22 protein-coding genes and 1 pseudogene are annotated in these 24,909 nt (G+C 73.1%); 16 read left to right on the forward strand and 7 right to left on the reverse strand.

Features of this window, described 5'->3' with window-relative positions; translation table 11 throughout:
* The first annotated feature begins 42 nt into the window (after window positions 1-42).
* The 3 genes from ACIQNG_RS20380 to ACIQNG_RS20390 all read left to right on the forward strand — a co-directional run bounded on the left by ACIQNG_RS20380 (window position 43) and on the right by ACIQNG_RS20390 (window position 2,938).
* A complete protein-coding gene (locus tag ACIQNG_RS20380) occupies window positions 43-1,548 on the forward strand; it encodes a DUF2252 domain-containing protein (protein ID WP_401437984.1) in 1,506 nt (501 codons plus the stop codon).
* 94 nt (window positions 1,549-1,642) lie between these two features.
* On the forward strand, window positions 1,643-2,536 hold the full coding sequence (locus ACIQNG_RS20385; protein ID WP_401486628.1) for a hypothetical protein: 894 nt from the start codon (window positions 1,643-1,645) through the stop codon (window positions 2,534-2,536).
* Between the two features lie 72 nt (window positions 2,537-2,608).
* The gene (locus ACIQNG_RS20390; RefSeq protein WP_401437982.1) at window positions 2,609-2,938 is read left to right on the forward strand and encodes a rhodanese-like domain-containing protein; all 330 of its coding nucleotides are present in this window, start codon (window positions 2,609-2,611) and stop codon (window positions 2,936-2,938) included.
* A gap of 1 nt (window position 2,939) precedes the next feature.
* Here ACIQNG_RS20390 and ACIQNG_RS20395 read toward each other — a convergent pair whose 3' ends face one another.
* Window positions 2,940-4,073, reverse strand: a complete 1,134-nt coding sequence (locus ACIQNG_RS20395) for an acyl-CoA dehydrogenase family protein (RefSeq protein WP_401486629.1) — start codon at window positions 4,071-4,073, stop codon at window positions 2,940-2,942.
* Between the two features lie 263 nt (window positions 4,074-4,336).
* Between ACIQNG_RS20395 and ACIQNG_RS20400 the strand changes: the two genes are divergently transcribed.
* Genes ACIQNG_RS20400 through ACIQNG_RS20410 form a run of 3 tightly spaced genes read left to right on the forward strand, consistent with a single transcriptional unit; the run spans window position 4,337 to window position 7,204 of the window.
* A complete protein-coding gene (locus ACIQNG_RS20400) occupies window positions 4,337-5,062 on the forward strand; it encodes a DUF5819 family protein (RefSeq protein ID WP_401437708.1) in 726 nt (241 codons plus the stop codon).
* Window positions 5,059-6,453 (forward strand): HTTM domain-containing protein, encoded by a 1,395-nt coding sequence (locus ACIQNG_RS20405; protein ID WP_401486631.1) that lies wholly within the window; start codon window positions 5,059-5,061, stop codon window positions 6,451-6,453. The genes ACIQNG_RS20400 and ACIQNG_RS20405 overlap by 4 nt, the downstream gene beginning before the upstream one ends.
* Window positions 6,454-6,463: 10 nt before the next feature.
* Entirely contained in the window at window positions 6,464-7,204 is a 741-nt protein-coding gene (locus tag ACIQNG_RS20410) for a TrmH family RNA methyltransferase (protein WP_401486633.1), read from the forward strand.
* A gap of 69 nt (window positions 7,205-7,273) precedes the next feature.
* On the opposite strand, the gene paaN is transcribed toward ACIQNG_RS20410, so the two are convergent.
* Window positions 7,274-8,968, reverse strand: coding sequence for a phenylacetic acid degradation protein PaaN (gene paaN / locus ACIQNG_RS20415; RefSeq protein WP_401486635.1), 1,695 nt, complete (start codon window positions 8,966-8,968; stop codon window positions 7,274-7,276).
* A gap of 169 nt (window positions 8,969-9,137) precedes the next feature.
* Between paaN and ACIQNG_RS20420 the strand changes: the two genes are divergently transcribed.
* Together ACIQNG_RS20420 and ACIQNG_RS20425 are read left to right on the forward strand one after the other, a co-directional pair.
* On the forward strand, window positions 9,138-10,655 hold the full coding sequence (locus tag ACIQNG_RS20420; RefSeq protein WP_401486637.1) for a 3-hydroxyacyl-CoA dehydrogenase: 1,518 nt from the start codon (window positions 9,138-9,140) through the stop codon (window positions 10,653-10,655).
* Window positions 10,652-11,242, forward strand: coding sequence for a TetR/AcrR family transcriptional regulator (locus ACIQNG_RS20425; protein ID WP_401486639.1), 591 nt, complete (start codon window positions 10,652-10,654; stop codon window positions 11,240-11,242). The genes ACIQNG_RS20420 and ACIQNG_RS20425 overlap by 4 nt, the downstream gene beginning before the upstream one ends.
* Window positions 11,243-11,244: 2 nt before the next feature.
* Here ACIQNG_RS20425 and ACIQNG_RS20430 read toward each other — a convergent pair whose 3' ends face one another.
* Window positions 11,245-11,652: an Lrp/AsnC family transcriptional regulator gene (locus ACIQNG_RS20430; RefSeq protein ID WP_401486762.1), complete on the reverse strand. Its 408-nt coding sequence runs from the start codon at window positions 11,650-11,652 to the stop codon at window positions 11,245-11,247.
* A 436-nt stretch (window positions 11,653-12,088) separates the two neighbouring features.
* On the opposite strand from ACIQNG_RS20430, the gene ACIQNG_RS20435 reads away from it, so the two are divergent.
* The 5 genes from ACIQNG_RS20435 to ACIQNG_RS20455 all read left to right on the forward strand — a co-directional run bounded on the left by ACIQNG_RS20435 (window position 12,089) and on the right by ACIQNG_RS20455 (window position 18,203).
* The gene (locus ACIQNG_RS20435; RefSeq protein ID WP_401486641.1) at window positions 12,089-13,264 is read left to right on the forward strand and encodes a thiamine pyrophosphate-dependent dehydrogenase E1 component subunit alpha; all 1,176 of its coding nucleotides are present in this window, start codon (window positions 12,089-12,091) and stop codon (window positions 13,262-13,264) included.
* Window positions 13,264-14,268: an alpha-ketoacid dehydrogenase subunit beta gene (locus ACIQNG_RS20440; RefSeq protein WP_401437692.1), complete on the forward strand. Its 1,005-nt coding sequence runs from the start codon at window positions 13,264-13,266 to the stop codon at window positions 14,266-14,268. The genes ACIQNG_RS20435 and ACIQNG_RS20440 overlap by 1 nt, the downstream gene beginning before the upstream one ends.
* Entirely contained in the window at window positions 14,268-15,791 is a 1,524-nt protein-coding gene (locus ACIQNG_RS20445; protein ID WP_401486643.1) for a dihydrolipoamide acetyltransferase family protein, read from the forward strand. The genes ACIQNG_RS20440 and ACIQNG_RS20445 overlap by 1 nt, the downstream gene beginning before the upstream one ends.
* Before the next feature lie 148 nt (window positions 15,792-15,939).
* On the forward strand, window positions 15,940-16,872 hold the full coding sequence (locus ACIQNG_RS20450) for an NTP transferase domain-containing protein (protein WP_401486764.1): 933 nt from the start codon (window positions 15,940-15,942) through the stop codon (window positions 16,870-16,872).
* Window positions 16,869-18,203, forward strand: coding sequence for a molybdopterin molybdotransferase MoeA (locus tag ACIQNG_RS20455; protein WP_401486645.1), 1,335 nt, complete (start codon window positions 16,869-16,871; stop codon window positions 18,201-18,203). Before ACIQNG_RS20450 ends, ACIQNG_RS20455 begins: the two co-directional genes overlap by 4 nt.
* A 148-nt stretch (window positions 18,204-18,351) precedes the next feature.
* Here the strand turns inward: ACIQNG_RS20455 and ACIQNG_RS20460 are convergent, their stop codons facing one another.
* Entirely contained in the window at window positions 18,352-19,464 is a 1,113-nt protein-coding gene (locus ACIQNG_RS20460) for a potassium channel family protein (protein WP_401437684.1), read from the reverse strand.
* A gap of 147 nt (window positions 19,465-19,611) precedes the next feature.
* Here ACIQNG_RS20460 and ACIQNG_RS20465 point away from each other — a divergent pair.
* Window positions 19,612-20,307, forward strand: a pseudogene (locus ACIQNG_RS20465) (potassium channel family protein); the annotation flags it as partial.
* A gap of 30 nt (window positions 20,308-20,337) precedes the next feature.
* On the opposite strand, the gene ACIQNG_RS20470 reads toward ACIQNG_RS20465, so the two are convergent.
* A complete protein-coding gene (locus ACIQNG_RS20470; RefSeq protein ID WP_401486647.1) occupies window positions 20,338-21,186 on the reverse strand; it encodes an ABC transporter permease in 849 nt (282 codons plus the stop codon).
* On the reverse strand, window positions 21,183-22,232 hold the full coding sequence (locus tag ACIQNG_RS20475; protein WP_401486649.1) for an ATP-binding cassette domain-containing protein: 1,050 nt from the start codon (window positions 22,230-22,232) through the stop codon (window positions 21,183-21,185). The genes ACIQNG_RS20470 and ACIQNG_RS20475 overlap by 4 nt, the downstream gene beginning before the upstream one ends.
* Before the next feature lie 218 nt (window positions 22,233-22,450).
* Here ACIQNG_RS20475 and ACIQNG_RS20480 point away from each other — a divergent pair, with 218 nt between their 5' ends.
* Entirely contained in the window at window positions 22,451-23,428 is a 978-nt protein-coding gene (locus ACIQNG_RS20480) for an NAD(P)H-quinone oxidoreductase (RefSeq protein WP_401437675.1), read from the forward strand.
* 98 nt (window positions 23,429-23,526) lie between these two features.
* On the opposite strand, the gene ACIQNG_RS20485 is transcribed toward ACIQNG_RS20480, so the two are convergent.
* A complete protein-coding gene (locus ACIQNG_RS20485) occupies window positions 23,527-24,117 on the reverse strand; it encodes a hypothetical protein (protein ID WP_401486651.1) in 591 nt (196 codons plus the stop codon).
* A 135-nt stretch (window positions 24,118-24,252) separates the two neighbouring features.
* Between ACIQNG_RS20485 and ACIQNG_RS20490 the strand changes: the two genes are divergently transcribed.
* Window positions 24,253-24,789, forward strand: coding sequence for a bacterial proteasome activator family protein (locus ACIQNG_RS20490; RefSeq protein ID WP_401486653.1), 537 nt, complete (start codon window positions 24,253-24,255; stop codon window positions 24,787-24,789).
* Window positions 24,790-24,909 lie beyond the last annotated feature (120 nt).

The following is a 24,909-nucleotide window of genomic DNA, read 5'->3' on the forward strand; positions in this document are numbered from 1 at the left end:
CCCACCGGATCGGTGTTCGAGCAGACGGGGGAGGCGGTCGCGATGGCCGAGGTCGAGGTCGAGTCGGGGACGGATTCCCCGGATTCCCCGGATTCCCTGGATTCCCGTAATGCCCTGGATTCCGCGGGCTCCGCGGGTTCCACGGGTTCCGCGGTCGGGGTGCGGATCCCGCCGGTGGCCGGGTTCGCCGAACGGGCCGCGCACGGACTCGCCTCACCCAAGGACGAGGGCAAGGCGCTGCGCGAGCGGGTGCCCCGAGGCTCGCACGCGCTGCTGGACATCGACGCGGCCCGGCCGGACGCGGTGGCCTCGGTGGAGGAGTCCAGCCGGGGACGGCTCCCCGAACTGGCCCCGCTGCGGGTCGGCCGGATGGCGGCCACGCCCTTCGCGTTCCTGCGCGGCTCCGCCGGGCTGATGGCGTACGACCTGGCCCGCACCCCCATGACCCGGATCCGCGCGCAGATCTGCGGGGACGCCCACGCGGCGAACTTCGGTCTCTACGGGGACGCGCGGGGCGCGCTGGTCATGGATCTGAACGACTTCGACGAGACGGTGCACGGCCCCTGGGAGTGGGATCTCAAGCGGCTCGCGACCTCCCTGGTGCTGGCCGGGCGCGAGGCGGGCGCGGACGAGTCCATCTGCCGGGAGGCCGCCCACGACGCGGTCGGCGCGTACCGGCGCACCCTGCGGCTGCTGGCCCGGATGCCGGTGCTGGAGGCATGGCACGCCATCGCCGACGAGGAGTTGGTGTCCCACACCGACGCCCACGATCTGCTGGGCACGCTGGAGCGGGTCTCGGAGAAGGCACGGTCCAACACCAGCGGGCGGTTCGCCGCCAGGTCGACGGAGCCGACGCAGGACGGGGGCGTGCGGTTCGTGGACGCGCCGCCGGTGCTGCGGCGGGTCGAGGACGCGGAGGCGGCGGCCGTCGTGACCGCCCTGGAGGGGTACGTCGGCTCGCTGCCCGAGGACCGGCATCCGCTGCTGGCCCGCCACGCGGTGCACGATGTGGCGTTCCGGGTCGTCGGCACGGGCAGTGTGGGCACGCGGTCCTACGTCGTGCTGCTGCTGGACCACCGGGGCGAGGCGCTGATACTCCAGGTCAAGGAGGCCCGGCCGTCGGTGCTGGTGCCGCATCTGGTGACCGCCGGGTTCGAGGTGGCGCCGACGGAGCACGAGGGGCGCCGGGTGGTCGCCGGGCAGAAGCGGATGCAGGTCGTCAGCGACACCCTGCTGGGCTGGACGACGGCGGACGGGCGGCCGTACCAGGTACGGCAGTTCCGCAACCGCAAGGGCAGTGTGGATCCGGCCGCCCTCTCCGCCGACCAGCTCGACGACTACGCGCGGATGACCGGCGCGCTGCTCGCCCGCGCCCACAGCCACAGCGCGGACCCCCGGCTGCTGGCCGGGTACTGCGGCAAGAACGAGGAGCTGGACGAGGCGATCGCCGGGTTCGCCGTGGCCTACGCGGACCGTACCGAGGCGGATCACGCGGCGCTGGTGTCGGCGGTGCGGGAGGGGCGGGTCGCCGCGGAGCTGGGGGTGTGACGGCCACCGGCGGCCACCGACGGGGCGGGGCCCGGCCACCGGCGGGGCGGGGCGGGATCGGTCCGGCCGGGGCGGTGTGGCCTAGGCTGGGCGGGTGACGACCCCGGAAGCTGAGCAGTCGCGGCCCGAGGCACGGTTGGAGAAGGCCGTGCGCGCCGCCGAGCAGGCGCTGATCGAGTACGAGATCGCGGTGGAGACCTTCCGGGTCGAGGTGGACAACTTCTCCCGGCTGCACCACCAGCGGCTCGGCCCGATGTACGCCCGGCTCGAAGAGCTGGACGCGCGGATCGCCGAGGCCCGGGCCGCCCGTACCGGCGATCCCGAGGACCTGGCCAAGGCGCACGAGCTGCGTGCGCGGGTCATGCCCATGCCGGACGTGGAGGAGCTGTTCCACGGCTGGATGGACGGCGAGGGGCTCTTCCCGGAGGCCGTGGCGATGCTCACGGACCAGCCGGTACGGCCCCCGCAGCGGGTACGGCCCACCGAGGAGGCCCGCCGCCTCTACCGCGAACTGGCCCGCAAGGCCCACCCCGACCTGGCGCAGGAGGAGGGCGAGCGCACCCGGCGCGAGGAGTTCATCACCCGGGTGAACGCGGCGTACGCCCGCGGCGACGAGACCGAGTTGCGGGAGCTGGCCGAGGAGTGGGCCGCCGGGCCGCGGCCCGAGGAGCAGGGGCCGATCGAGAGCGAGGAACTGTACGCCCGTCTCGAATGGCTCGCCCGGCGCAAGGAACTGCTCTCCCTCGTCGTACGGGAGCTGGAGGAGAGCGCGATCGGCTCCATGCTGAAGCTGGCGCCCGACGACCCCGACCGGCTCCTGGAGGAGATCGCCGACCAGCTGATCGCGGAGGTCGACCGGCGCGAGACCGAGCTGGCCGAGCTGTCCGAGCTGGAGGCGACGGCGGACCGGGACGAGCAGCGGCCGGAGGAGCGGGACGAGCAGCGGCCGGAGGAGCGGGACGAGCAGCGGCCGGAGGAGCGGGGCTGATCCGCGGTCCGGGGGCTTCGGGTGGCGTCCGGGCTTTCGGGTAGCGTCGGTGACATGAATTTCGGAGCTGGTGTGCCCACGGTCCAGGTCATGGACCTCAAGGACGGTGACTTCCTGCTGGACGTCCGCGAGGACGACGAGTGGCGGGCCGGTCACGCCGCCGGGGCGCTGCACATCCCGATCAGCGAGTTCGTGGCCCGGTACGGCGAGCTGACCGAGGCCGCGCCGCAGGACGCCCGCGTCCATGTGATCTGCCGCTCGGGCGGGCGTTCCGCGCAGGTCACGATGTACCTTGCCCAGCAGGGCGTGGACGCCGTGAACGTGGACGGCGGGATGCAGATCTGGGAGGCGGCCGGCCGCCCCGTCGTGACGGACGGGGGCGAACCGGGGCACGTCCTGTAGGTCAGGCCAGGGGGTGGGCGGCCAGCAGGTCGCCCAGGGTCTCCTCGTGGGCCGCCGCCGGGCCCAGCGACAGCTCCAGCTGTTTGGCCCAGGCGTGATAGCGGTGCAGCGGGTACTCCACGTCGGCGCCGAAGCCGCCGTGCAGATGCTGTGCCGTCTGCACCACCCGGCGTACGCCCTCCGAGGCCCAGATCTTGGCCACCGCCACATCGCCGGAGACGGGCAGCGCGCCCGTCACGCCCGCGTCGATCCGCCAGGCCGCCTGCCACAGGGTGGCCGCCATCGCGCGCAGGTCGATGTAGCGGTCCGCGGCCTGTACGGCGACCGCCTGGAACGTGGCGATCGGATGCCCGAACTGCTCCCGTTTGCCCGCGTACTCGCCGGTCATGGCCAGGACCCGCTCACCGAGGCCGAGCGCCAGCGCGCAGGTGCCGGTGGCCAGCAGATCGCGCAGCCACTCCCACGCCCCCGCGGCGTCGATGACCTCGCGGGCAAGGATCCTGGCGCCGTCCAGCCGCAGTTCGCCCAGCCGCTCGCCGGAGGTGGAGACCTGCTCGGCGAGCCCGGTCCCGGGATGTCCGCGCGGCACCAGCGCGAGCACGCTCCGGTCGTCGCCGGTGTGCGCCGGTACGAGGGTGAGGTCCGCCTCGTACGCCCAGGGCACCGCCGTCTGGGTGCCGTCCAGCACCCAGGTGTCGCCGTCCCGCCGGGCGGTGACCGCGCGTTCGGCCGGGTCGTGGCCGGTGCGGCCGTGCGCGGCGACGGTCAGCACGCTCTCGCCGCGGCCCGCGCGCGCGAGCAGGGCGGAGTGGGTGCGCGGGTCGCCGTAGCGCTGTACGGCCGCCGCCGCGGCGGTGCTCTCCAGGAGCGGGACGCGCGCGAGGACCCTGGCGGACTCGCGCAGGACCAGGCACAGGGCGACGGTGTCCAGGCCGGCGCCGTCGTGCTCGGGCGCGAGCAGCAGACTGAGCAGGTCGGCGTCGGCGAGTCTGGCCCACAGGGCGCGGTCGAGGTCGTCGGCGACCGGGCCGGAGCTGAGGGCCGGGCTGGGTACGGCGTCGGGGGCGACGTCGGCGAAGACGCCCCGCGCCGCCTCGGCCGCCGCCTGCTGCTCCTCGCTGAAGGTGAAGTCCACGGTTCCGTCCTCCCGGCGCGTGCGCGCATCCTTCGCGATCAGATGCCATCTGACGGAGCGTCAAGATAGAACAGGTTCTATGAGAAGGGAACGGGGAGGGGGAGGGGGGTTGGCGGAGAGGCTGCGCGAGGCGGGCGCGGCTGAGTACCGTTCGCGTTCGAGCACCGTCCTCCATCCGGGTGGTGTGCGGTGAGTGCGGTGGTGAGTGCGGTGGCCTGTCGGGGGCAGGAGCGCCGCCGCGAACGGACAGGAATCGGGGCGGAATGGACGCGCAGGGCGCACGGGACGCGGAACAGCGCGTTCCGGAGGCTGGTGCGGAGGCTCGGGAGTCGCCCGCTCCCCGGAGCGGGATAGCGGCCCTCTCGTTGCCGTACCAGATCGGGGTCGCGCTGGCGCTCGCCGGTGTCGCGGTGGCGGTCTGTGTCCATCTCGGCATGGTCTTCCTGCATGTGGCGCCCTCGAACACGGTCACCAAGCAGCACGGTGAGGTGATCGAGGACTGGGTCTACCCGGAGTTCGAGCAGAACTGGAAGCTGTTCGCGCCCAATCCGCTCCAGCAGAACGTCGCCGTCCAGGTGCGCGCCCAGCTCCGCACGCCGGACGGCAGCGGCCGTACGACCGGCTGGTACGACCTGTCCGCCGCCGACGGCCGGGCGATCGACGGCAATCCGCTGCCCAGCCACACCCAGCAGAACCAGCTGCGCCGGGCCTGGGACTTCTACGCCGCCACGCACGACGCCGAGAACCGGGCGACCGGCTCGCGCGGGACGCTGGCGGAGACGTACGTACGGCGGCTGGTGGTGCTGCGGCTGCACCGGGAGGGGGTGACCGGGGAGCACGGGCGGATCGAGCGGGTGCAGGTCAGGTCCCGTACGACCAATGTCAGGCCGCCGGAGTGGAGCGACGAGAAGATCTCGACGGAGCCGGTGCACCGGGTGCTGCCCTGGTGGCGGGTGCCCGCGCGCGAGGGCGTCGGGGGGATCGGATGAACCGCTTCTCCCTCGCGGTCTCGCGCGGTATCGGGCGGGTCACCGAGAGCGCGCTGGGGCCGTACCAGACCGCCGTCATCCGGATCGGCTTCGCGGCGACCTGGCTGCTCTTCCTGCTGCGGGAGTTCCCGTACCGGCAGGAGCTGTACGGTCCCGACGGGCCGTGGAGCTGGGCGCTGGCCGAGGAGCTGATCGGGCTGAACGGCTCGTTCACGGCCCTGATGTGGACGGACGGGCAGCTCTGGTTCGAGAGCGTCTATCTGCTCGCCGCGCTGTCGGCGCTGCTGCTGTTGCTGGGCTGGCGGACCCGCACGATGTCGGTGCTGTTCATGGTCGGGGTGTTCTCCCTCCAGAACCGCAGTGTGTTCGTGGGTGACGGCGGCGACAACGTGCTGCACCTGATGTCCTTCTACCTCGTCTTCACGCGCTGCGGTCAGGTCTGGTCGCTGGACGCGCGCCGGGAGCGGCGGGCGGCGGCGGCCCGCGCGCGCGGGGAGTGGGTGACGGACCGGGCCGGGCCGGTGCTGTGGGGCGTGATGGCGTTCGCGCTGACCGCGGTGACGCTGTCGGGGCGCATGAACAGCGGGGACGGCGCAGACGGCGAATGGTCCGTGCCGGTGCTGCTGTGGGGCGTCCTGCTGACCCAGGCCCTGTGGTGGGGGCTCGCCCGGGTGGCGCGTACCCGCCCTCGGCCGAGGGTCCTGCTGGATGTGATCGCCAACATCGTCCACAACGGCGCCCTGCTGGTCATCATGGCCGAGGCGTGTCTGATCTACGCCACCGCCGGCTGGTACAAGATCCAGGGCTCGCGCTGGCAGGACGGCACGGCGGTCTACTACCCGCTGCACCTCGACTACTTCTCGCCCTGGCCCGCCCTCGGCGACCTGCTGACCGCCAGCGGCACGATCGTGATGCTGGTGACGTACGGGACGGTCTTCGCGCAGATCGCGTTCCCGTTCACCCTGCTCCACCGGCGGGCCAAGAACGTACTGCTCACCGCCATGATCATCGAGCACGCGGCGATCGCGGTGGTGCTGGGGCTGCCGTTCTTCTCGCTCGCGATGATCGCGGCGGACCTGGTCTTCCTGCCGACGTCGTTCCTGCGGAGGGTGGGGGGTTTCGTGGGGGGCGTGGGGGTGGGCGTACGTACGCGCTTGCGCTTGCGCTTGCGGGTGGGGTGTGCGGGGCGTGCGGGGGCTTCTGGGGCTTCTGGGGCTTCTGGGGCTCCTGGGGCTGAGGGGGCTTCTGGGGCTGAGGGGGCTCGGGAGGAGCCCGACGGTCGGTCGGGGGCCGGTGAGGCGCCGCCGGGATCCGGGGGCGAGGGGGTGACCGGATCCGGGGGCGAGGGGGTGACCGGGCGGCCCGAGGGGACGGTCGGGGCGTCCGCGTAGGCTTCCCGGCATGAACGACCCGCTGCGCGTCTGGCACCGGCTGGCGGACACCTCGGTGCTGCTCGACGGCTTCCACGCCCTCAAGCACGCCCTGCGCTTCGGAGCCGAGGTCCCGGTGGCCGTCACCGCCGACCGGGCGGCGGCCCTCGCTCTCGCCGAGTCGCTCGCGCCCGACCTGGGCGAGGCGCTGGACGCGCTGCTGACCGAGATCCCGGAGCCGTCGTACCGGACGCTGGTCCCGCGCCCCCATCCCACGGCCGTCGCCGCCCTGGCCGTACGGCCGTCCCGCGCGGCCCAGCTGGAGACGCTCGCGCGGCTGCCGCGTCCGGCGCCGGTCGTCGTCCTCGACCAGCCGCGCAACCTCGGCAACGCGGGCGCGGTGATCCGGCTGGCCGCCGGTTTCGGCGCGACCGGAGTGGTCACCACCGGCACGCTGGACCCCTGGCACCCCATGGTCGTACGGGGCGGGGCGGGACTGCACTTCGCGACGGCCGTGGAGCGGCTGGAGCCGGCCGAACTGCCGCCCGGCCCGCTGTTCGCGCTGGACCCCGAGGGCGAGGACCTGCGGGGGGTGAGGCTGCCGGACGACGCCGTGCTCGCCTTCGGCTCCGAGCGCACCGGGCTGTCGGACGCCCTGCGCGCGCGGACCGACCATCTGCTGGCCCTGCCGATGCGCCCGCAGGTCAGCAGCTACAACCTGGCGACCAGTGTGGCGATGACGCTGTACCACTGGAGCGCCCAGCGCCCCTGAGGGGAGGGGGCGGGGTGAGTGCGGAAGCCCCTGACCGGGCCCGCACCGCCCCCCGCCCCCCCGGGTGTCCTAGCCCTCCCGTCGGACCTCGATGACCCGGAACCGGTTGGCCACGAAGGCCCCGTCGGTCAGCGCGGCGTTGGCGGCGGGGTTGCCGCCCGAGCCGTGGAAGTCGGAGAACGCGGCGGTCTGGTTCACGTACACCCCGCCCGTCAGGTTCAGCGAGAGCTGCGCCGACTCCTCCAGGCACACCTCCTCGATCGCCCGTTCGACCTCCGGGTCCGAGGTGTAGGCGCCGACCGTCATCGCGCCCTTCTCGCGCACGGTGCGCCGCAGCAGTTCCACCGCGTCGGCGGCGGAGTCGACGGCGACGGCGAAGGAGACCGGGCCGAAGCACTCGCTCATGTACGCGGCCTCGTCGTCCGGCTTGGCCCCGTCCAGCTTGACGATCACGGGGGTGCGCACGACCGCGTCCGGGAAGTCGGGGTGGGTGATCTCCCGGGAGGCGAGGGCGACCTCGCCGAGACCGGCGGCGGCCTCCAGACGGGCCTTGACGTCGGGGTTGACGATCGCGCCGAGCAGGGCGTTGGCGCGCGCGTCGTCACCGAGCAGCCCGGCGACCGCGCGGCCGAGGTCGGCGGTGACGTCGTCGTAGCTCTTGTGGCCCTCGTCGGTGGCGATGCCCTCGCGCGGGATGAGCAGGTTCTGCGGGGTGGTGCACATCTGGCCGCTGTAGAGGGAGAGCGAGAAGGCCAGGTTGGACAGCATGCCCTGGTAGCGGTCCGTGGACTCGATGACGACCGTGTTGACGCCGGCCTTCTCGGTGAAGACGTGCGCCTGGCGGGCGTTGGCCTCCAGCCAGTCGCCGAAGGCGGTGGAGCCGGTGTAGTCGACGATCCGGATCTCGGGGCGGGTGGCGAGTGTCTTGGCGATGCCCTCGCCGGGGCGCTCGGCGGCCAGCGCCACGAGGTCGGGGCTGAACCCGGCCACGGCGAGGACCTCGCGCGCGACGCCCACGGTCAGCGCGAGCGGCAGCACCGCGCGCGGGTGGGGCTTGACCAGCACGGCGTTGCCGGTGGCGAGGGAGGCGAACAGACCCGGGTAGCCGTTCCAGGTGGGGAAGGTGTTGCAGCCGACCATCAGGGCGATGCCGCGCGGCACGGCCGTGAAGCTCTTGGTCAGCTCCAGCGGGTCGCGCTTGCCCTGCGGCTTGCTCCACTCGGCCGTGCCGGGGGTGCGGACCTGCTCGGCGTACGCGTACGCCACGGCCTCCAGGCCGCGGTCCTGCGCGTGCGGGCCGCCGGCCTGGAAGGCCATCATGAACGCCTGGCCCGAGGTGTGCATGACCGCGTGGGCGAACTCGTGGGTGCGGTCGCTGATCCGCTTGAGGATCTCCAGCGAGACCAGCGCGCGGACCTCGGGGCCCGCGTCCCGCCACGCGCGCTGTCCGGCCTTCATGGCGGGGAGCAGGACGTCGAGGTCGGCGTGCGGGTAGGTGACGCCGAGGTCGGGGCCGTACGGGGAGACCTCGCCGCCCACCCAGTCGTCCGTGCCGGGCTGGCCGAGGTCGAGGCGGGTGCCGAGGAGGGCGTCGAAGGCGGCCTTGCCCGCGGCGGCGTCCAGGCTGCCGTGCTCCCCGTACGCCTTGGGGTGCTCGGGGTGGGGGGACCAGTAGGCGCGCGTGCGGATCGCCTCCAGCGCCTGGTCGAGCGTGGCGCGGTGGCGGGCGAGCAGGTCGCTCGCCGGGAGTGCGGCGGCGGTCATGGGTGACCAACTCCTCGTCTCACGGGCTCCCCGGTGCTCCGGTGAGCCTCATGACCTGGGCGGAGACATGGGCAGGAACGGGACGACAGGGTTAGAGTAACCGAACGATCGGTCGGTACAAGGGGGTCCGCCGTATCTGTGGACAACGTGGTGCGGGAGGATCGCGCACATGACAGCACTCGACCTCAGCAGCCCCGTGGCCGTGGTCGGCACCGGCACCATGGGCCAGGGCATCGCCCAGGTCGCGCTGGTGGCGGGCCACACCGTACGGCTGTACGACGCCGTTCCCGGGCGCGCGCGGGAGGCGGCCGACGCGATCGCCGCCCGCCTCGACCGGCTGGTCGAGAAGGCCAGGCTCTCCGCCGCCGACCGGGACGCCGCCCGGGCCCGGCTGCTGCCCGCCGGGCACCTCACCGACCTGGCGGACTGCTCGCTGGTCGTGGAGGCCGTCCTGGAGCGTCTGGAGGCCAAACAGGACCTGCTGCGCGAGCTGGAGGGGATCGTCGCCGAGGACTGTCTGCTGGCGACCAACACCTCCTCCCTGTCGGTCACCGCCATCGGCGGCCCGCTGCGCTTCCCCGGCCGCCTGGTGGGCCTGCACTTCTTCAATCCGGCGCCGCTGATGCCGCTGGTCGAGGTCGTCTCCGGGTTCGCCACCGACGTCTCGTCCGCCACGCGCGCGTACGAGACGGCCCGCGCCTGGGGCAAGACCCCGGTCGCCTGCGCCGACACCCCCGGCTTCATCGTCAACCGCATCGCCCGGCCCTTCTACGCCGAGGCGTTCGCCGTCCACGAGGCCCAGGGCGCCGACCCCGCGACCATCGACGCCGTGCTCCGCGAGTCGGGCGGCTTCCGGATGGGCGCCTTCGAGCTGACCGACCTCATCGGACAGGACGTCAACGAGTCCGTCACGCACTCCGTGTGGCAGGCGTTCTTCCAGGACCCGCGCTTCACCCCGTCGCTCGCCCAGCGCCGCCTGGTCGAGTCGGGCCGGCTCGGCCGCAAGTCCGGACACGGCTGGTACGACCACCGGGACGGCGCCGAGGCCCCGGAGCCGCACACCGCCGAACCCGCCGACCCGCCCGCCCACGTCGTCGCCGAGGGCGACCTGGGCCCCGCCGCCGAACTGCTCGCCCTGATCCGCGAGGCGGGCGTCCAGGTCCGCGAGGACGACGAGGACCACGGCACCCGGCTGGTCCTGCCGAGCGGCGGACAGCTCGCGCTCGCCGACGGCCAGACCTCGGTGGAGTTCCGGGACGTGGTCTACTTCGACCTCGCCTTCGACTACCGCGCCTGCACCCGCGTCGCCCTGTCCGCCTGCCAGGACACCAGCGCGCGGACCCTCGCCGAGGCCGTCGGCCTCTTCCAGGCGCTCGGCAAGCAGGTCAGCGTCATCGGGGACGTCCCCGGCATGATCGTCGCCCGCACGGTCGCCCGGATCGTGGACCTCGCGCACGACGCCGTCGCCAAGGGCGTGGCCACCGAGGAGGACATCGACACCGCGATGCGGCTGGGCGTCAGCTATCCGCTCGGCCCCTTCGAATGGAGCCGCCGGCTCGGCCGCAACTGGGCGTACGCCCTGCTGGACGATCTGCATCTGCGCGACCCGTCCGGACGGTACGCGCCGTCGCTCGCGCTCTACCGCCACGCGTACGCCACCGACAAGCGGGAGGGCAGCACCTCATGACCACGGCCAAACGCGACACCTACACCCCGGAGAGCCTGCTCTCCGTCGCCGTCCAGGTCTTCATCGAGCGCGGCTACGACGGCACGTCCATGGAGCACCTCTCCAAGGCCGCCGGGATCTCCAAGTCCTCCATCTACCACCATGTGTCCGGCAAGGAGGAACTGCTGCGGCGCTCCGTGAGCCGGGCGCTGGACGGCCTCTTCGGCATCCTGGACGAGCCCCGCGCGCGCGAGGGCCGCGCCGCCGACCGCCTCGAACACGTCGTGCGCCGCATGGTCGAGGTCCTCATCAACGAACTGCCCTACGTCACCCTGCTGCTGCGGGTGCGCGGGAACACCGACACCGAGCGCTGGGCGCTGGAGCGCCGCCGCGACTTCGACCACCAGGTGGCCGAACTGCTGAAGGCCGCCACCGCGGACGGCGACGTACGCGGTGACATCGAGGTCCGCCTGGCCACCCGGCTCGTCTTCGGCATGGTCAACTCCATCGTGGAGTGGTACCGCCCGGACGCCCGGGGCCAGAGCGCCCAGGAGGTGGCGGACGCGGTGGCGCTGCTGGTGTTCGGGGGGCTGCGGCGGGAGGGCTGAGGTCAGCCGAGGGGTTCCAGGTCCTCTTCCTCGAAGACGAGCAGGGTGCGGGTGCTGAGCACCTCCGGGAGGGCCTGGAGGCGGGTGAGGACCAGTTCGCGCAGGGCGCGGTTGTCGGAGACATGGACCAGGAGCAGGACGTCGAAGTCGCCGCCGACCAGGGCGATGTGGGCGGCCCCCGGCAACTGCCTGAGCTGCTCGCGGACGGTCCGCCAGGAGTTCTGGACGATCTTCAGGGTGATGTAGGCCGAGGTGCCCTGGCCCGCCCGCTGGTGGTTCACGCGCGCGCCGAAGCCGCGGATGACACCGTCCTCCACGAGCCGGTTGATCCGCGCGTACGCGTTGGCGCGCGAGACATGGACCCGTTCGGCGACCGACCGTATCGAGGCGCGGCCGTCCGCCTGGAGCATCCGCAGGATGTCCTCGTCGATGGCGTCCAGCGGACGCGCGGGCGGCGGCTCCACGTCCGGGGCCCGCGCGGCGCCTTCGGACAGCGCGTCGCCGGGCAAGGGGCTCCCGGAGAGTGTGTTCCCGGAGAGCGTGTTCCCGGAGAGTGTGCTCCCGGGCAGGGCGCTTCCAGGCAGGGCGCTTCCGTGCGTGGTGCCCCCGGGCGGCAGGGGTCCTTCGGGCAGGGCCCCGGATTCCGGCCCGTCGGCCATTTGTTCAGGCGCCATGTCCCCCCGCCTCCGTGGTGTGGACGTCCTGCGTCCATCACAGGCTGTGGAGAACCGTTTGTCCACAGCCTTGGGCCGTCCGTAGCCAAAATGTGCCGACTACCGAACAATCGGTAGGTGAGACGCCTCACTGCCGACGCGTCTTCCCGAGCCGCGCCCAGGAGGTGCCGTCATGACGGTCATGGAGCAGCGGGGTGCCTACCGGCCGGCCCCACCGCCCGCCTGGCAGCCCCGTACGGACCCCGCGCCGCTGCTGCCCGATCCGGAGCCCCACCGCGTCCTCGGCACCGAGGCCGCCGCCGACACGGACCCCGCCCTGCTGCGCAGGCTCCACGCCGAGCTGGTCCGCGGCCGGCGGTACAACGTGCAGGCGACCGCCCTCACCAAACAGGGCCGCCTCGCCGTCTACCCCTCCAGCACCGGCCAGGAGGCGAGTGAGATCGCCGCCGCTCTGGTGCTCGAAGAGCGCGACTGGCTCTTCCCCAGCTACCGCGACACTCTCGCTGTCATCGCGCGCGGCGTGGACCCCGTACAGGCCCTCACGCTGCTGCGCGGCGACTGGCACACCGGCTACGACCCCCACGAGCACCGGGTCGCCCCGCTGAGCACCCCGCTCGCCACCCAGCTCCCGCACGCCGTCGGGCTCGCGCACGCCGCCCGCCTCAAGGGCGACGACGTGGTCGCCCTCGCCATGGTCGGCGACGGCGGCACCAGCGAGGGCGACTTCCACGAGGCGCTGAACTTCGCCGCCGTCTGGCAGGCCCCGGTCGTCTTCCTCGTCCAGAACAACGGCTTCGCCATCTCCGTCCCGCTCGACAAGCAGACCGCCGCCCCGTCCCTCGCCCACAAGGCGGTCGGCTACGGCATGCCGGGCCGCCTGGTCGACGGCAACGACGCCGTCGCCGTCCACGAGGTCCTCGCCGACGCCGTACGCCGCGCGCGCGAGGGCGGCGGCCCGACGCTGGTCGAGGCCATCACGTACCGCATCGACGCGCACACCAACGCCGACGACGCGACCCGCTACCGGGTCGACGCCGAGATCGACGCCTGGCGCGACCACGACCCGATCCTGCTGCTGGAACGGGAGATGGAGGCGCGCGGGCTGCTGGACGAGGCCGGCCGGACGGCCGCGCGCGACGCCGCCGAGGCCCTCGCCACGGACCTGCGCGCGCGGATGAACGCGGACGCGGTGCTCGACCCCATGGAGCTGTTCGCGCACGTGTACACCGAGCCCACCTCGCAGCTCCGGGAGCAGGAGGCCCTGCTGAGGGCGGAACTCGACGCCGAGCGCGACGAGGGCGCGGGACAGGCACAGGGCGGGGCTTCGGATCAGGAAGGGACGCGCTGATGACCACGGTCGCGGTGAAACCGGTGACGATGGCGCAGGCCCTCCGGGGCGCGCTGCGCGACGCGCTGGCCGAGGACCCGGCCGTGCACGTCCTGGGCGAGGACGTCGGCACCCTGGGCGGGGTCTTCCGGATCACCGACGGGCTGGCCGAGGAGTTCGGCGACGACCGGGTCACCGACACCCCGCTCGCCGAGGCCGGCATCCTCGGCGCCGCCGTCGGCATGGCGATGTACGGGCTGCGGCCGGTCGTGGAGATGCAGTTCGACGCGTTCGCCTACCCGTCCTTCGAGCAACTGCTCAGCCATGTCGCCAAGATGCGCAACCGCACCCGCGGCCGGCAGCCCCTCCCGATCACCGTCCGCATCCCCTACGGCGGCGGCATCGGCGGCGTCGAGCACCACAGCGATTCCTCCGAGGCGTACTACATGGCCACCCCCGGCCTGCACGTGGTCACGCCCGCGACCGTCGCCGACGCCTACGGGCTGCTGCGCGCCGCCATCGCCTCCGACGACCCGGTGGTCTTCCTGGAGCCCAAGCGGCTGTACTGGGCGAAGGACACCTGGAACCCGGACGCGCCGCCGTCCGTTGAGCCGATAGGCCGCGCGGTGGTGCGGCGCTCCGGCCGGAGCGCCACGCTCATCACGTACGGCCCGTCGCTGCCGGTCTGTCTCGAAGCCGCCGAGGCCGCCCGGGCGGAGGGGTGGGAGCTGGAGGTGGTCGATCTGCGCACGCTGGTGCCCTTCGACGACGAGACGGTCTGCGCCTCCGTACGACGGACCGGGCGAGCGGTCGTCGTGCATGAGTCGGGCGGGTTCGGGGGGCCGGGCGGGGAGATCGCGGCCCGGGTCACGGAGCGCTGCTTCCACCATCTGGAGGCGCCGGTGCTGCGGGTGGCCGGGTTCGACATCCCCTATCCGCCGCCGATGCTGGAGCGGCACCATCTGCCCGGCGTCGACCGCATCCTGGACGCCGTGGCGCGTCTGCAGTGGGAGGCCGAGGGCTGATGGCACAGGTGCTGGAGTTCAAGCTCCCCGATCTCGGTGAGGGGCTCACCGAGGCGGAGATCGTGCGCTGGCTGGTGCAGGTCGGCGACGTCGTCGCCATCGACCAGCCGGTGGTGGAGGTCGAGACGGCCAAGGCGATGGTCGAGGTCCCCTGCCCCTACGGCGGTGTGGTCACGGCCCGCTTCGGCGAGGAGGGCACGGAACTGCCGGTCGGCGCACCACTGCTGACGGTGGCGGTGGGGGCGGACTCCGGCGGGGGCGCGGGTACCTCGGATGCGGGGGGCGCGGGCGGTGGCTCTGGTGCGGGTGATTCCGGTGTGACGGCCGGGGCCTCAGCGGCTTCAGGGTCTTCCAGGGCTTCAGGGTCTTCCGGGGCTTCAGCGGCTTCAGGGGCTTCAGGGTCTTCTGGTGGCTCTGGTGGCTCTGGTGGCTCCGGTGCTGAGGTGCGGAACGGTGCGCGTGCGGGGGCGGCTGAGGGTTCCGGCAACGTCCTGGTGGGGTACGGCACCGCGGCGGCGCCCGCGCGGCGGCGCCGGGTGCGGCCCCCGGCCACCGTGGCGGCCGTGCCGGGTCCGGCCGGGGGAGCGGCGGGTCCCGCGGCGGACTCCGACGACTTTGGCCGGGGTGAGGGCCCCGTCCCCGTGATCTCCCCCCTGGTCCGGCGGCTCGCGCGTGAGCACGGGCTGGATCTGCGGGAGATGACCGGCTCCGGTCCGGACGGGCTGATCCTGCGGGCGGACGTGGAGTACGCGGTCCGCGCCGCGCAGGCCCGACGGCGTACGGCCCCGTCCGTGGTGACGGTCCCCGAACCCGCCCCGGTGGCGGCGGCCGAGGGGGCGACCCGGATCCCGCTCAAGGGCATCCGCGGCGCCGTCGCCGACAAGCTCTCGCGCAGCCGGCGTGAGATACCCGACGCCACCTGCTGGGTGGACGCGGACGCCACCGAGCTGATGCGGGCCCGCGCGGCGATGAACGCCGTGGACGGACCGAAGATCTCGGTGCTCGCGGTGCTGGCCCGGATCTGTGTCGCCGCGCTGGCCAAGTTCCCCGAGCTGAACTCCACGGTCGACGTGGCGGCCAAGGAGATCGTGCGGCTGGACCGGGTGCATCTGGGCTTCGCCGCGCAGACGGACCGGGGGCTGGTCGTGCCGGTCGTGCGGGACGCGCACACGCGGGACGCGGAGGGGCTGTCCGCCGAGTTCGCGCGGCTGACCGAGGCGGGTCGCGCGGGCAGGCTCGCGCCGGGTGAGCTGACCGGCGGGACCTTCACGTTGAACAACTACGGGGTGTTCGGGGTGGACGGCTCCACGCCGATCATCAACCACCCCGAGGCCGCGATGCTGGGCGTCGGCCGGATCGTCCCCAAGCCGTGGGTGCACGAGGGCGAGCTGGCGGTCCGCCAGGTGGTCCAGCTCTCGCTCACCTTCGACCACCGGGTCTGCGACGGCGGCACCGCGGGCGGCTTCCTGCGATATTTCGCGGACTGCGTGGAACAGCCGGCGGTGCTGCTGCGGACGCTGTGACGGGACCGGGCCCCGGTGAGGGGGCCGGGCCGTTCCCTGCGATCACCATGGCCCGCATACTCGGAGGGTGACCTCACCGGAACGTTCCGAGTCCGAGCCCGAGTCCGAGCCCGAGTCCGAGCCTGGATGCGACGCCGAGTCCGGCACCGTGTCCGGGATCGCGTCCGGCAGCGCGTCCGGGGTCGGCTACGACGCCGTCGTTCTCGCCGGGGGCGCGGCGCGGCGGCTCGGGGGTGTGGACAAACCGGCGGTGCGGGTCGGCGGTCGGGCGCTGCTGGACCGGGTGCTCGGGGCCTGCGCCGGGGCCCGGACCACCGTGGTCGTCGCCGGGGCCCGGCCCACCGCCCGCCCGGTGACCTGGGCGCGGGAGGACCCGCCGGGCGGCGGTCCGCTCGCCGCGCTCGGCGCCGGGGTGCGGGACACCTCGGCGGAGCGGCTCGTCGTACTCTCCGCCGATCTGCCGTTCCTTCAGGAGTCCACGGTGGGACGGCTGCTGGCCGCGCTGGACGACGGTCCGTACGACGGGGTGCTGCTGACCGACCCCGACGGCCGGGACCAGCCGCTGGTCGCCGCGTACCGTGCGAAACCGTTGCGGCACGCGCTCGACACGATCGCCGCGGAGCACGGCGGGCTCACCGGACTCCCCCTGCGCCGGCTGGTCGCCGCGCTGGATCTCACCCGTCTCGCCGACCCCGTCGCGTCCTTCGACTGCGACACCTGGGACGACATCGCCACTGCCAGGGCACGCATCAGGGAGCATGGTCACGTGCTGGACGAATGGATCACCGTAGTCAAGGACGAACTCGGTATCGACCTCGAAGTCGACTTCCGCGGTCTGCTCGATGTGGCGCGGGACGCCGCCCACGGGGTGGCACGACCGGCGGCGCCACTGACCACGTTCCTCATCGGGTACGCCGCCGCCCAGGCCGGTGGCGGCCCCGAGGCGGTCGCCGAGGCGTCCCGCAAGGCCACCGCCCTCGCCCTGCGCTGGGCCGAGGAGAACCCCGGACCGGACGCCGCGCCGCAGCAGGACGCCGCGCCGGAGCAGGGTGCCGCCGAGTCCGGGCCGGACGCCGGATGACCGCCCCCGCCGCTCAGGGCGGCCCCGGCGGCAGGGACGTGGGGGACCTCGACATCGAGGAGGTGCTCGCTCTCGTGAACGACACCGGCGACTCCCCCCGGGCGGATCCCCCGCCCGCCCAGCGCCAGCACGCCATCCCCTGGCCCGAGGCCCGGGAGACCGCCGCCCGTGCGGCCCGTCGCCCCGGCGCCCGCCGCGCGCCCGTCGCCGCCCCTCTGGACGCCGCCCTCGGCCTGGTCCTGGCGGCCCCGCTGGACGCGCTGACCGACCTGCCCTCCTTCGACACCTCCGCGATGGACGGCTGGGCCGTCGCCGGACCCGGCCCTTGGACCGTCCGTGACCAGGGAGTGCTGGCCGGGCACGGGCGGGCCGAGCCGCTCGCCGACGGGGAGGCCGTACGGATCGCGACCGGCGGCCGGATCCCGGCCGACACCACCGCCGTGATCCGCAGCGAGCACGGCAGGACCGACGGCAAGGACCGGCTGCACGCCCTGCGCGAGGTCGGCCACGGCCAGGACATCCGCGGGCGCGGCCAGGAGTGCCGCACCGGCGACCAACTGCTGCCGCCCGGCACCCTGGTCACCCCGGCGGTCCTCGGCCTCGCGGCGGCGGCCGGGTACGACACCCTCACCGCCATCCCCCGCCCCCGTACCGAGGTGCTGGTGCTCGGCGACGAACTGCTCACCGAGGGCCTGCCGCACGACGGGCTGATCCGCGACGCCCTCGGCCCGCTGCTGCCGCCCTGGCTGCGGGCGCTGGGCGCCGAGGTCACCGCCGTGCGCCGGCTCCGGGACGACGCCGAGGCCCTGCACGAGGCGATCACCACCTGTGAGGCCGATCTGATCGTCACGACCGGCGGCACGGCCTCGGGCCCGGTCGACCATGTCCACCCCACCCTGGAGCGGATCGGCGCCAAGTCGCTGATCGACGGGGTGAAGGTGCGGCCGGGTCACCCGATGCTGCTGGCCCGGGTCCGGCGCGGCCAGTATCTGGTGGGGCTGCCCGGCAACCCGCTCGCCGCCGTCTCCGGGCTGCTCACGCTCGCCGAGCCGTTGCTGCGCACCCTGGCGGCCCGTCCGGCGCCCGAGCCGTACAGCCTGCCGCTCCAGGACGCCGTACCGGGGCATCCGTACGACACCCGGCTCGTGCCCGTGGTGCTGCGCGGGGAACGGGCGGTGCCGGTGCGTTACCACGGTCCGGCGATGCTGCGCGGGATCGCGGCGGCCGACGCGCTGGCGGTCGTACCGCCGGGCGGCGCGGCGCGGGGGCAGGAGACGGAGTTGCTGGATCTGCCGTGGGCGAGCGCGGGGATCGCGGCGTGTTTCACGTGAAACCTTGAGCCCGCCGCACCCGATTCCGTGACCGCCCCACCTGATCCTGTGACCGCCGCACCCGATTCCGTGACCGCCCCACCCGATCCCGTGACTGCCGCACCCGATCCCGTGACCGCCCCACCCGATCTCGTGGAGACACCGGTGTCTACTCCGGCGTAGGGGTCGCCCGGCTCACCGTGATCACATGGTCCCCGGGCTGGAGCCGGGACAGACGGCTGTCGGTGTAGTCGAGCACCTGCTTGCCGCGTACGGCGGCCACCACCAGGTCGGAGCAGTCGCGCGGGGAGAGGCCGATCTCGTCCTCGCGCACGGTCCGTTCGATGAGGTCGAGTCCGCTGCCGAGGGTCATCAGATCCTCCAGGAGCCGGGCCACGGACGGGCTGATCATCGAGACGCCGAGCAGCCGTCCGGCCGAGCTGGAGCTGGTGACCACGGTGTCGGCGCCGCTCTGCTGGAGCAGCGGGACGTTCTCGTCCTCGCGGACGGCGACGACGATGGTGGCGCGCTTGTTGAGCTGGCGGGCCGTGAGGGTGATGAGGGTGGCCGTCTCGTCACGCTGCGGGGCCACGATCACCTGGGCCGCCGTCTGCACCTCGGCCTTGCGCAGGGTGTCGGTGCGGGTGGCGTCGCCGGTGACGGAGACCAGGCCGTCGTCCGCGGCGGCCCCGGTCGCCTTGCGCTGGGCGTCCACGACGACGATCTGGTCCCGGCCGATGCCCTGGCCGGTCAGGGTCTGGATCGCGTGGCGGCCCTTGGTGCCGTAGCCGATCACCACGACATGGTCACGGGTGCGGGCACGCCAGCGGTGGATGCGGACCTGTTGGCGGGTGCGCTCGGCGAGCACCTCCAGGGTGGTGCCGACCAGGATGATCAGGAACATCACCCGCAGCGGGGTGATCACGAAGATGTTGGTGAGCCGGGCCGCGTCGCTGACCGGGGTGATGTCGCCGTAGCCGGTGGTGGAGAGTGTGACGGTGGCGTAGTAGGCGGCGTCGAGGAGGTCGACCTTGCCGTCGGAGTTGTCGGTGTAGCCGTCGGCGTCGAGGTAGACGATCATCACGGTCACGCCCAGCACCAGCATCGCCAGCGCCAGCCTGCGCAGCACCTGGAGCAGCGGGGGGCTGGTGCTCAGCGTGGGCATGGAGATGGAGCGGCCGGCCTCGGCGTCGTCACGGGCCTCGATGCGCGAGCGGTACCAGAGGGAGCGGACAATGGAGACCCGCGAGCCGCGGGTGGGTGGTCGCTCGTCCGCCTTCATGGTGTGCCCCCTGTGATGGTGATCGTTCCGGTCGGCACCATGGTGCTGGACGCTACCTCACGCTCCGGACGGCGGCGCGCGGCGGTGGACCGGCGGGGCGTTAGGTTCGAGGGCAGCACCTGACGCGACGGCGGCGGTGGGACTCGGAGGGTTCTCTTGCGTGATCACGTGGTAGTCGTCGGCTTCGGCACCAAGGGCCGGTCCGCGATCCGGGCCGTGTGCGCGGCCGGGGTGCGCAAGGACCAGGTGGTGGTCATCGACCCCAGCACCAAGGCGATCGCGGCGGCGCAGGCCGAGGGGTACGAGGGGGTGGCCGGGGACGCGACGCGCAGCGCGGTGCTGCGGCGGGCCGAGGTGCAGCGGGCGGGGAAGATCATCGTGGCCCCGCAGCAGGACGACACGGCGGTGCTGGTCACCCTGACCGCCCGGCAGCTCAACCCGAACGCCAAGATCGTCGCCTCGGTCCGTGAGGAGGAGAACGCGCCGCTGCTGAAGCACTCCGGCGCGGACGAGGTGATCACCAGCGCGGGCGCGGCGGGGCGGCTGCTGGGCCTGTCCGTGCTGAGCCCGTCCGCCGGGCTGGTCATGGAGGACCTGATGCGCCAGGGCAGCGGCCTGGACATCGTGGAACGCCCGGTCACCCGTGCCGAGACCGGCAGGAAGCCCCGTGAGATCGACGACCTGGTCGTCAGCGTCGTACGCGGTCACCGGATCCTCGCCTACGACGACGAGGCGGTCGGACCGCTGGAGCTGACGGACCGGGTCATCACCATCGTGCGGGTCGAGCCGACCACGGACGAGGCCCCCGGGTGGATGACCCAGGGGCCCGAACGGCGGCCCTGAAGCCTGCCGGTGGGATCGGTCCTTCGCCGGTTACTTCCGGTTGTACAGCCGCATCGTGATCGGTCCGAAGACCAGGATCAGCGCCGCCGCCCATCCCAGCGACCAGGCGACCTCGGCCGCGGGCCAGTCACCCGCCATCAGTCCGCGCACCCCCGAGGCCACATGCGTGACGGGGCTGTTGTTGACGAACGCCTGGAGCCAGCCCGGCATGGTCTTCGGGTCGACGAAGACATTGGACAGGAACGTCAACGGGAATATCACCATCATGCTGACGCCCATCACGGACTTCTCGCTGCGCAGCATGAGGCCGAACATCGTCCAGACCCACGAGAACGCGAACGAGAAGACGATCAGCAGCGCGATCCCGGCGAGGACTCCGACGACCCCGCCGTCCGGGCGGTAGCCCAGGATGATGCCGACGGTCAGCATCACGATCGACGCGATGGTGTAGCGCAGGGCGTCGCCGAGCAGATAGCCGACCATCACCGACGGCCGCCAGATCGGCAGACTGCGGAACCGGTCGAAGACCCCCTTCTCGATGTCGGTGTTGACCGAGACCCCCGTGTACATCGTGATCATCACCACCGACATCACCAGGATGCCGGGGAGCAGGAACTGGATGTACTCCTTCGGCGAACCGGCCAGCGCCCCGCCGAACAGGTACGTGTACATCAGCACCATCATGATCGGGAAGGCGGTGACGTCGAAGAGCTGCTCGGGTACGTGCTTGATCTTCAGGATCGCCCGCCAGCCGAACGTCAGCGACGCCGACCAGGCGCTGGGCCGCGGTGGTCGTTCCTCGGCGACCAGCAGTTCGGCGAGCGTGTCCGCGCTGACCGGGGCGAGGTCCTTGGTGTCCGTGGTCGTCGCGGTGCTCATGCCGCCACCTCGCTGTCCGTCTTCGAGATCTGCGTCATGTCGTCCGTGGGGGAGTCGGCGTCGTGCCCGTGGCTCTTGGTGTCGTGCCCGGTCAGCGCCAGGAACACCTCGTCCAGGCTGGGCTGGCCCAGCGAGAAGTTGTCGACGGTGATACCGCTGCGGGCCAGTTCGCCCAGGGCCCGCGCCGCCCGGTCGGCCGCGTCCTGCCCGCCCGTCGCACTGCTGACCCGGGCCGTCAGCGCGACGGGGTCGGGTTCGAGCTGCACCTCGGCGTCCAGCGCCGCCCGCAGCACCTGCTCCGCCTCGGGCCGCTGGGCCGCGTCCCGCAGCCGCAGATGGACCGAGCCGGCCCCCACGGACGCCTTCAGCTCGCCCTTCGTGCCCTCGGCGATCACCTTGCCGCGGTCGATCACCGCGATCCGGGACGCCAGTTGGTCGGCCTCGTCCAGATACTGCGTGGTCAGCAGCACCGTCGTTCCGTGCGCGACCACCGCCCGGACGATGTCCCACACCTGGTTGCGGCTGCGCGGGTCGAGCCCGGTGGTCGGCTCGTCGAGGAAGAGCAGATCGGGCGTGTTGAGGATGGAGGCGGCGATGTCGATCCGGCGGCGCATACCGCCCGAGTAGTTCTTGACCTGGCGGGCGGCGGCCTCGGTCAGCCCGAAGGCTTCGAGGAGCTGTCCCGCGCGCGCCTGGGCCGCCTTCTTGCCGTGGCCGAGGAGACGGCCGAGCAGCACCAGGTTCTCGGTGCCGGTGAGGTCCTCGTCCACGGACGCGTACTGTCCGGTGAGGCTCACCCGCGCCCGTACGGCGTCGGCCTCCCGGACGACGTCGTGGCCGAAGACATGCGCCGTGCCGCCGTCCGGTCTGAGCAGGGTCGCGAGCATTTTCACCGTGGTGGTCTTTCCGGCGCCGTTGGGCCCGAGAACGCCGTAGACGGTGCCGGTGGGCACCGCCAGGTCGACGCCGTCCACGGCCCTGGTCTCGCCGAACGTCTTCACCAGGCCCGCGGTCTCGATGGCCAGGCCGGAGGTCTGCTGGCTCATGCTGGGTTGTCCTTCCGGAGGTCCTTCCGCGTACATGAGGTACGCATGGGGAGACCTTTACGGTGGCGCAGACTCATCGGTCCGCACAGACTTTTCTTGTGGGACCCGACCAAAGGAGTACGGGACGGGACCTGAGACGGAACGGGTGGGACCACGGACGTAGGAAGAGCGGTCCTGTGGGTGGGGCAACGCCCCGTGCGCGCAGTAGCGTCGCTCCCATGCATGCGATCACGATTTCCGAACCCGGTGGGCCCGAGGCGCTCGTGTGGGACGAGGTCTCCGATCCGGTGCCCGGCGAGGGCGAGGTGTTGGTCGACGTGGTGGCCGGTGCCGTCAACCGCGCCGACCTCCTGCAACGCCAGGGTTTCTACAATCCGCCGCCCGGCGCCTCCCCCCACCCCGGCCTGGAGTGCTCCGGCCGGATCTCGGCGCTGGGCCCCGGGGCCTCCGGCTGGGCCGTCGGCGACGAGGTGTGCGCGCTGCTCGCGGGCGGCGGCTACGCCGAGAAGGTCGCCGTACCGGCCGGTCAGCTGCTGCCGGTACCCCGGGGCGTCTCCCTCACCGAGGCCGCCGCGCTCCCCGAGGTGACCTGCACGGTCTGGTCCAACGTCTTCATGGTCGCCCATCTGCGGCCCGGCGAGACCCTGCTGGTGCACGGCGGCTCCAGCGGCATCGGCACCATGGCCATCCAGCTCGGCAAGGCCGTCGGTGCCAAGGTCGCCGTCACCGCGGGCAGCGCGGAGAAGCTGGAGCGCTGTGCCGCGCTGGGCGCCGACATCCTGGTCAACTACCGCGAGCAGGACTTCGTGGAGGAGGTCCGCCGGGCCACCGGGGGCGCGGGCGCGGATGTCATCCTCGACAACATGGGCGCGAAATACCTGGACCGCAACGTCCAGACCCTCGCCGTCAACGGCCGCCTCGCGATCATCGGTCTCCAGGGCGGCGCCAAGGGCGACCTGAACCTCGCGGCGCTCCTCGGCAAGCGCGCCGCGATCAGCGCGACCTCGCTGCGTGCGCGTCCGCTGGGCGAGAAGGCGGCGATCGTGGCGGCCGTACGGGAACATGTGTGGCCGCTGTTCGCGACGGGCCAGGTCCGCCCGGTCGTGGACCGTGAGCTGCCCATGAGCGAGGCGGCGGCGGCCCACCGTGTCCTTGAGGAGAGCGGCCACGTGGGCAAGGTGCTGCTGGTCGTCTAGGGCCGATCCGGACCGTCCCGGGTGCCGGGCTCAGCCGCGGCGCGCAGCCGCAGGCCCAGGACGGCGAGGCCGAGCCCGGATCGTCCCGGGTGCCGGGCTCAGCCGCGGCGCAGTCGCAGGCCCAGGAAGGCGAGGCCGAGCCCGAAGCCGATCAGTATCAGTCCGCTGCCCAGCGGCAGGATCCGCAGGGCGGGTTCGGTCGGTCGTTCGGTGCCGCCGACGTCGGGGGCGCCCGCGTTGTCCGGCGCGGAGTCGTCCCGGTACGGCGGCGCACCGGACTGCGTGCCGTCCGGCACCGGGGGGACTCCGCCGTCGTCCCGCTCCCCCGGCGTCGCCTTCGCGGGCGGCTCCCCGCCCCGCCCCGGCCGCTCCCGCCCCTGCCCGGCCCCACTCCCCGCCCGACTGGGCTCGTCAACCGGCCCGGGCGCCCGATTGGCGGCTGCCGCGAGCTGGGGGGTGTACCTCGTGGCCGGCGCCGACTCGGGGGCGCGGTGGGCGGCCGGCGTCGGCACCGGGGCGTGCTCGGCGGCCGGCGTCGGCACCGGGGCGTGCTCGGCGGCCTGGGTGTCGTAGGCGGCTCCCAGGATCAGTCCGGCGCACAGTGTCACCGTCCCGAGCCCGGTCCGTACCCGGGAGTACGGCGCGGAGCCGGACGGCCCGGGCAGTGGGGACGGCCTGGAACGCGTCACTCGACAAGCGTCACATCCAGGACGCACCCCAGCATTTCGGCGGCGTCCAGGCGACGGATGCGGACCGATGCCGTGGATCACTCGCCGAAGGGGGCGCCACGGTGATGAGGTGGAGGGGTGCGAGACAATGACGGCATGGAGATGCCGAGGAACGAACGGTCGCCGGAGAACGCCCAGCGGATCCTGGTCGTGGGCCAGGACGGCATGGCTCTCGGCGGCGGAGACGACGACTCCCGCGAGATCCCGGTCACCGAGCAGGTCGAGCAGCCTGCGAAGGTCATGCGGATCGGCAGCATGATCAAGCAGCTGTTGGAGGAGGTCCGGGCGGCGCCTCTGGACGAGGCGAGCCGGGCGCGGCTCAAGGAGATCCACGCCAGCTCGGTGAAGGAGCTGGAGGACGGCCTGGCGCCGGAGCTGGTCGAGGAACTGGAGCGGCTCTCCCTGCCCTTCACCGACGAGGGCACCCCGTCCGACGCGGAACTGCGGATCGCGCAGGCCCAGTTGGTGGGGTGGCTGGAGGGCCTCTTCCACGGGATCCAGACCACGCTCTTCGCCCAGCAGATGGCGGCGCGGGCCCAGCTGGAGCAGATGCGCCGGGCGCTGCCGCCCGGGGCGAGCCCGGAGGGCGAGGACCCCCGCGCGGGCGGCCGTATCGGAGGCCCTTACCTGTAGGCCGCAGACCGCAGACCGCAGATCCCGGGTCCGGAGTCCCGGGTCCGGAGTCCCGGATCCCGGAGTCCCGGATCCCGGAGTCCCGGATCCCGGAGTCCCGGATCGCAGGTCGCGGACCTT

It is taken from the genome of Streptomyces sp. NPDC091377, assembly GCF_044757045.1.
GTDB lineage: Bacteria > Actinomycetota > Actinomycetes > Streptomycetales > Streptomycetaceae > Streptomyces.

Bases quoted from the DNA above. Each gene is read 5' to 3' on its own strand.
- ACIQNG_RS20480 (WP_401437675.1), top strand. From the start codon at position 22,451: ATGCATGCGATCACGATTTCCGAACCCGGTGGGCCCGAGGCGCTCGTG.
- ACIQNG_RS20430 (WP_401486762.1), bottom strand. From the start codon at position 11,652: ATGCTCCAGGCGGACGGCCGCGCCTCGATACGGTCGGTCGCCGAACGG.
- ACIQNG_RS20420 (WP_401486637.1), top strand. From the start codon at position 9,138: ATGACAGCACTCGACCTCAGCAGCCCCGTGGCCGTGGTCGGCACCGGC.
- ACIQNG_RS20425 (WP_401486639.1), top strand. From the start codon at position 10,652: ATGACCACGGCCAAACGCGACACCTACACCCCGGAGAGCCTGCTCTCC.
- ACIQNG_RS20455 (WP_401486645.1), top strand. From the start codon at position 16,869: ATGACCGCCCCCGCCGCTCAGGGCGGCCCCGGCGGCAGGGACGTGGGG.
- ACIQNG_RS20440 (WP_401437692.1), top strand. From the start codon at position 13,264: ATGACCACGGTCGCGGTGAAACCGGTGACGATGGCGCAGGCCCTCCGG.
- ACIQNG_RS20380 (WP_401437984.1), top strand. From the start codon at position 43: ATGGCCGAGGTCGAGGTCGAGTCGGGGACGGATTCCCCGGATTCCCCG.
- ACIQNG_RS20475 (WP_401486649.1), bottom strand. From the start codon at position 22,232: ATGAGCCAGCAGACCTCCGGCCTGGCCATCGAGACCGCGGGCCTGGTG.
- ACIQNG_RS20460 (WP_401437684.1), bottom strand. From the start codon at position 19,464: ATGAAGGCGGACGAGCGACCACCCACCCGCGGCTCGCGGGTCTCCATT.
- ACIQNG_RS20405 (WP_401486631.1), top strand. From the start codon at position 5,059: ATGAACCGCTTCTCCCTCGCGGTCTCGCGCGGTATCGGGCGGGTCACC.
- ACIQNG_RS20400 (WP_401437708.1), top strand. From the start codon at position 4,337: ATGGACGCGCAGGGCGCACGGGACGCGGAACAGCGCGTTCCGGAGGCT.
- paaN (WP_401486635.1), bottom strand. From the start codon at position 8,968: ATGACCGCCGCCGCACTCCCGGCGAGCGACCTGCTCGCCCGCCACCGC.
- ACIQNG_RS20435 (WP_401486641.1), top strand. From the start codon at position 12,089: ATGACGGTCATGGAGCAGCGGGGTGCCTACCGGCCGGCCCCACCGCCC.
- ACIQNG_RS20470 (WP_401486647.1), bottom strand. From the start codon at position 21,186: ATGAGCACCGCGACGACCACGGACACCAAGGACCTCGCCCCGGTCAGC.
- ACIQNG_RS20410 (WP_401486633.1), top strand. From the start codon at position 6,464: ATGAACGACCCGCTGCGCGTCTGGCACCGGCTGGCGGACACCTCGGTG.
- ACIQNG_RS20490 (WP_401486653.1), top strand. From the start codon at position 24,253: ATGGAGATGCCGAGGAACGAACGGTCGCCGGAGAACGCCCAGCGGATC.
- ACIQNG_RS20445 (WP_401486643.1), top strand. From the start codon at position 14,268: ATGGCACAGGTGCTGGAGTTCAAGCTCCCCGATCTCGGTGAGGGGCTC.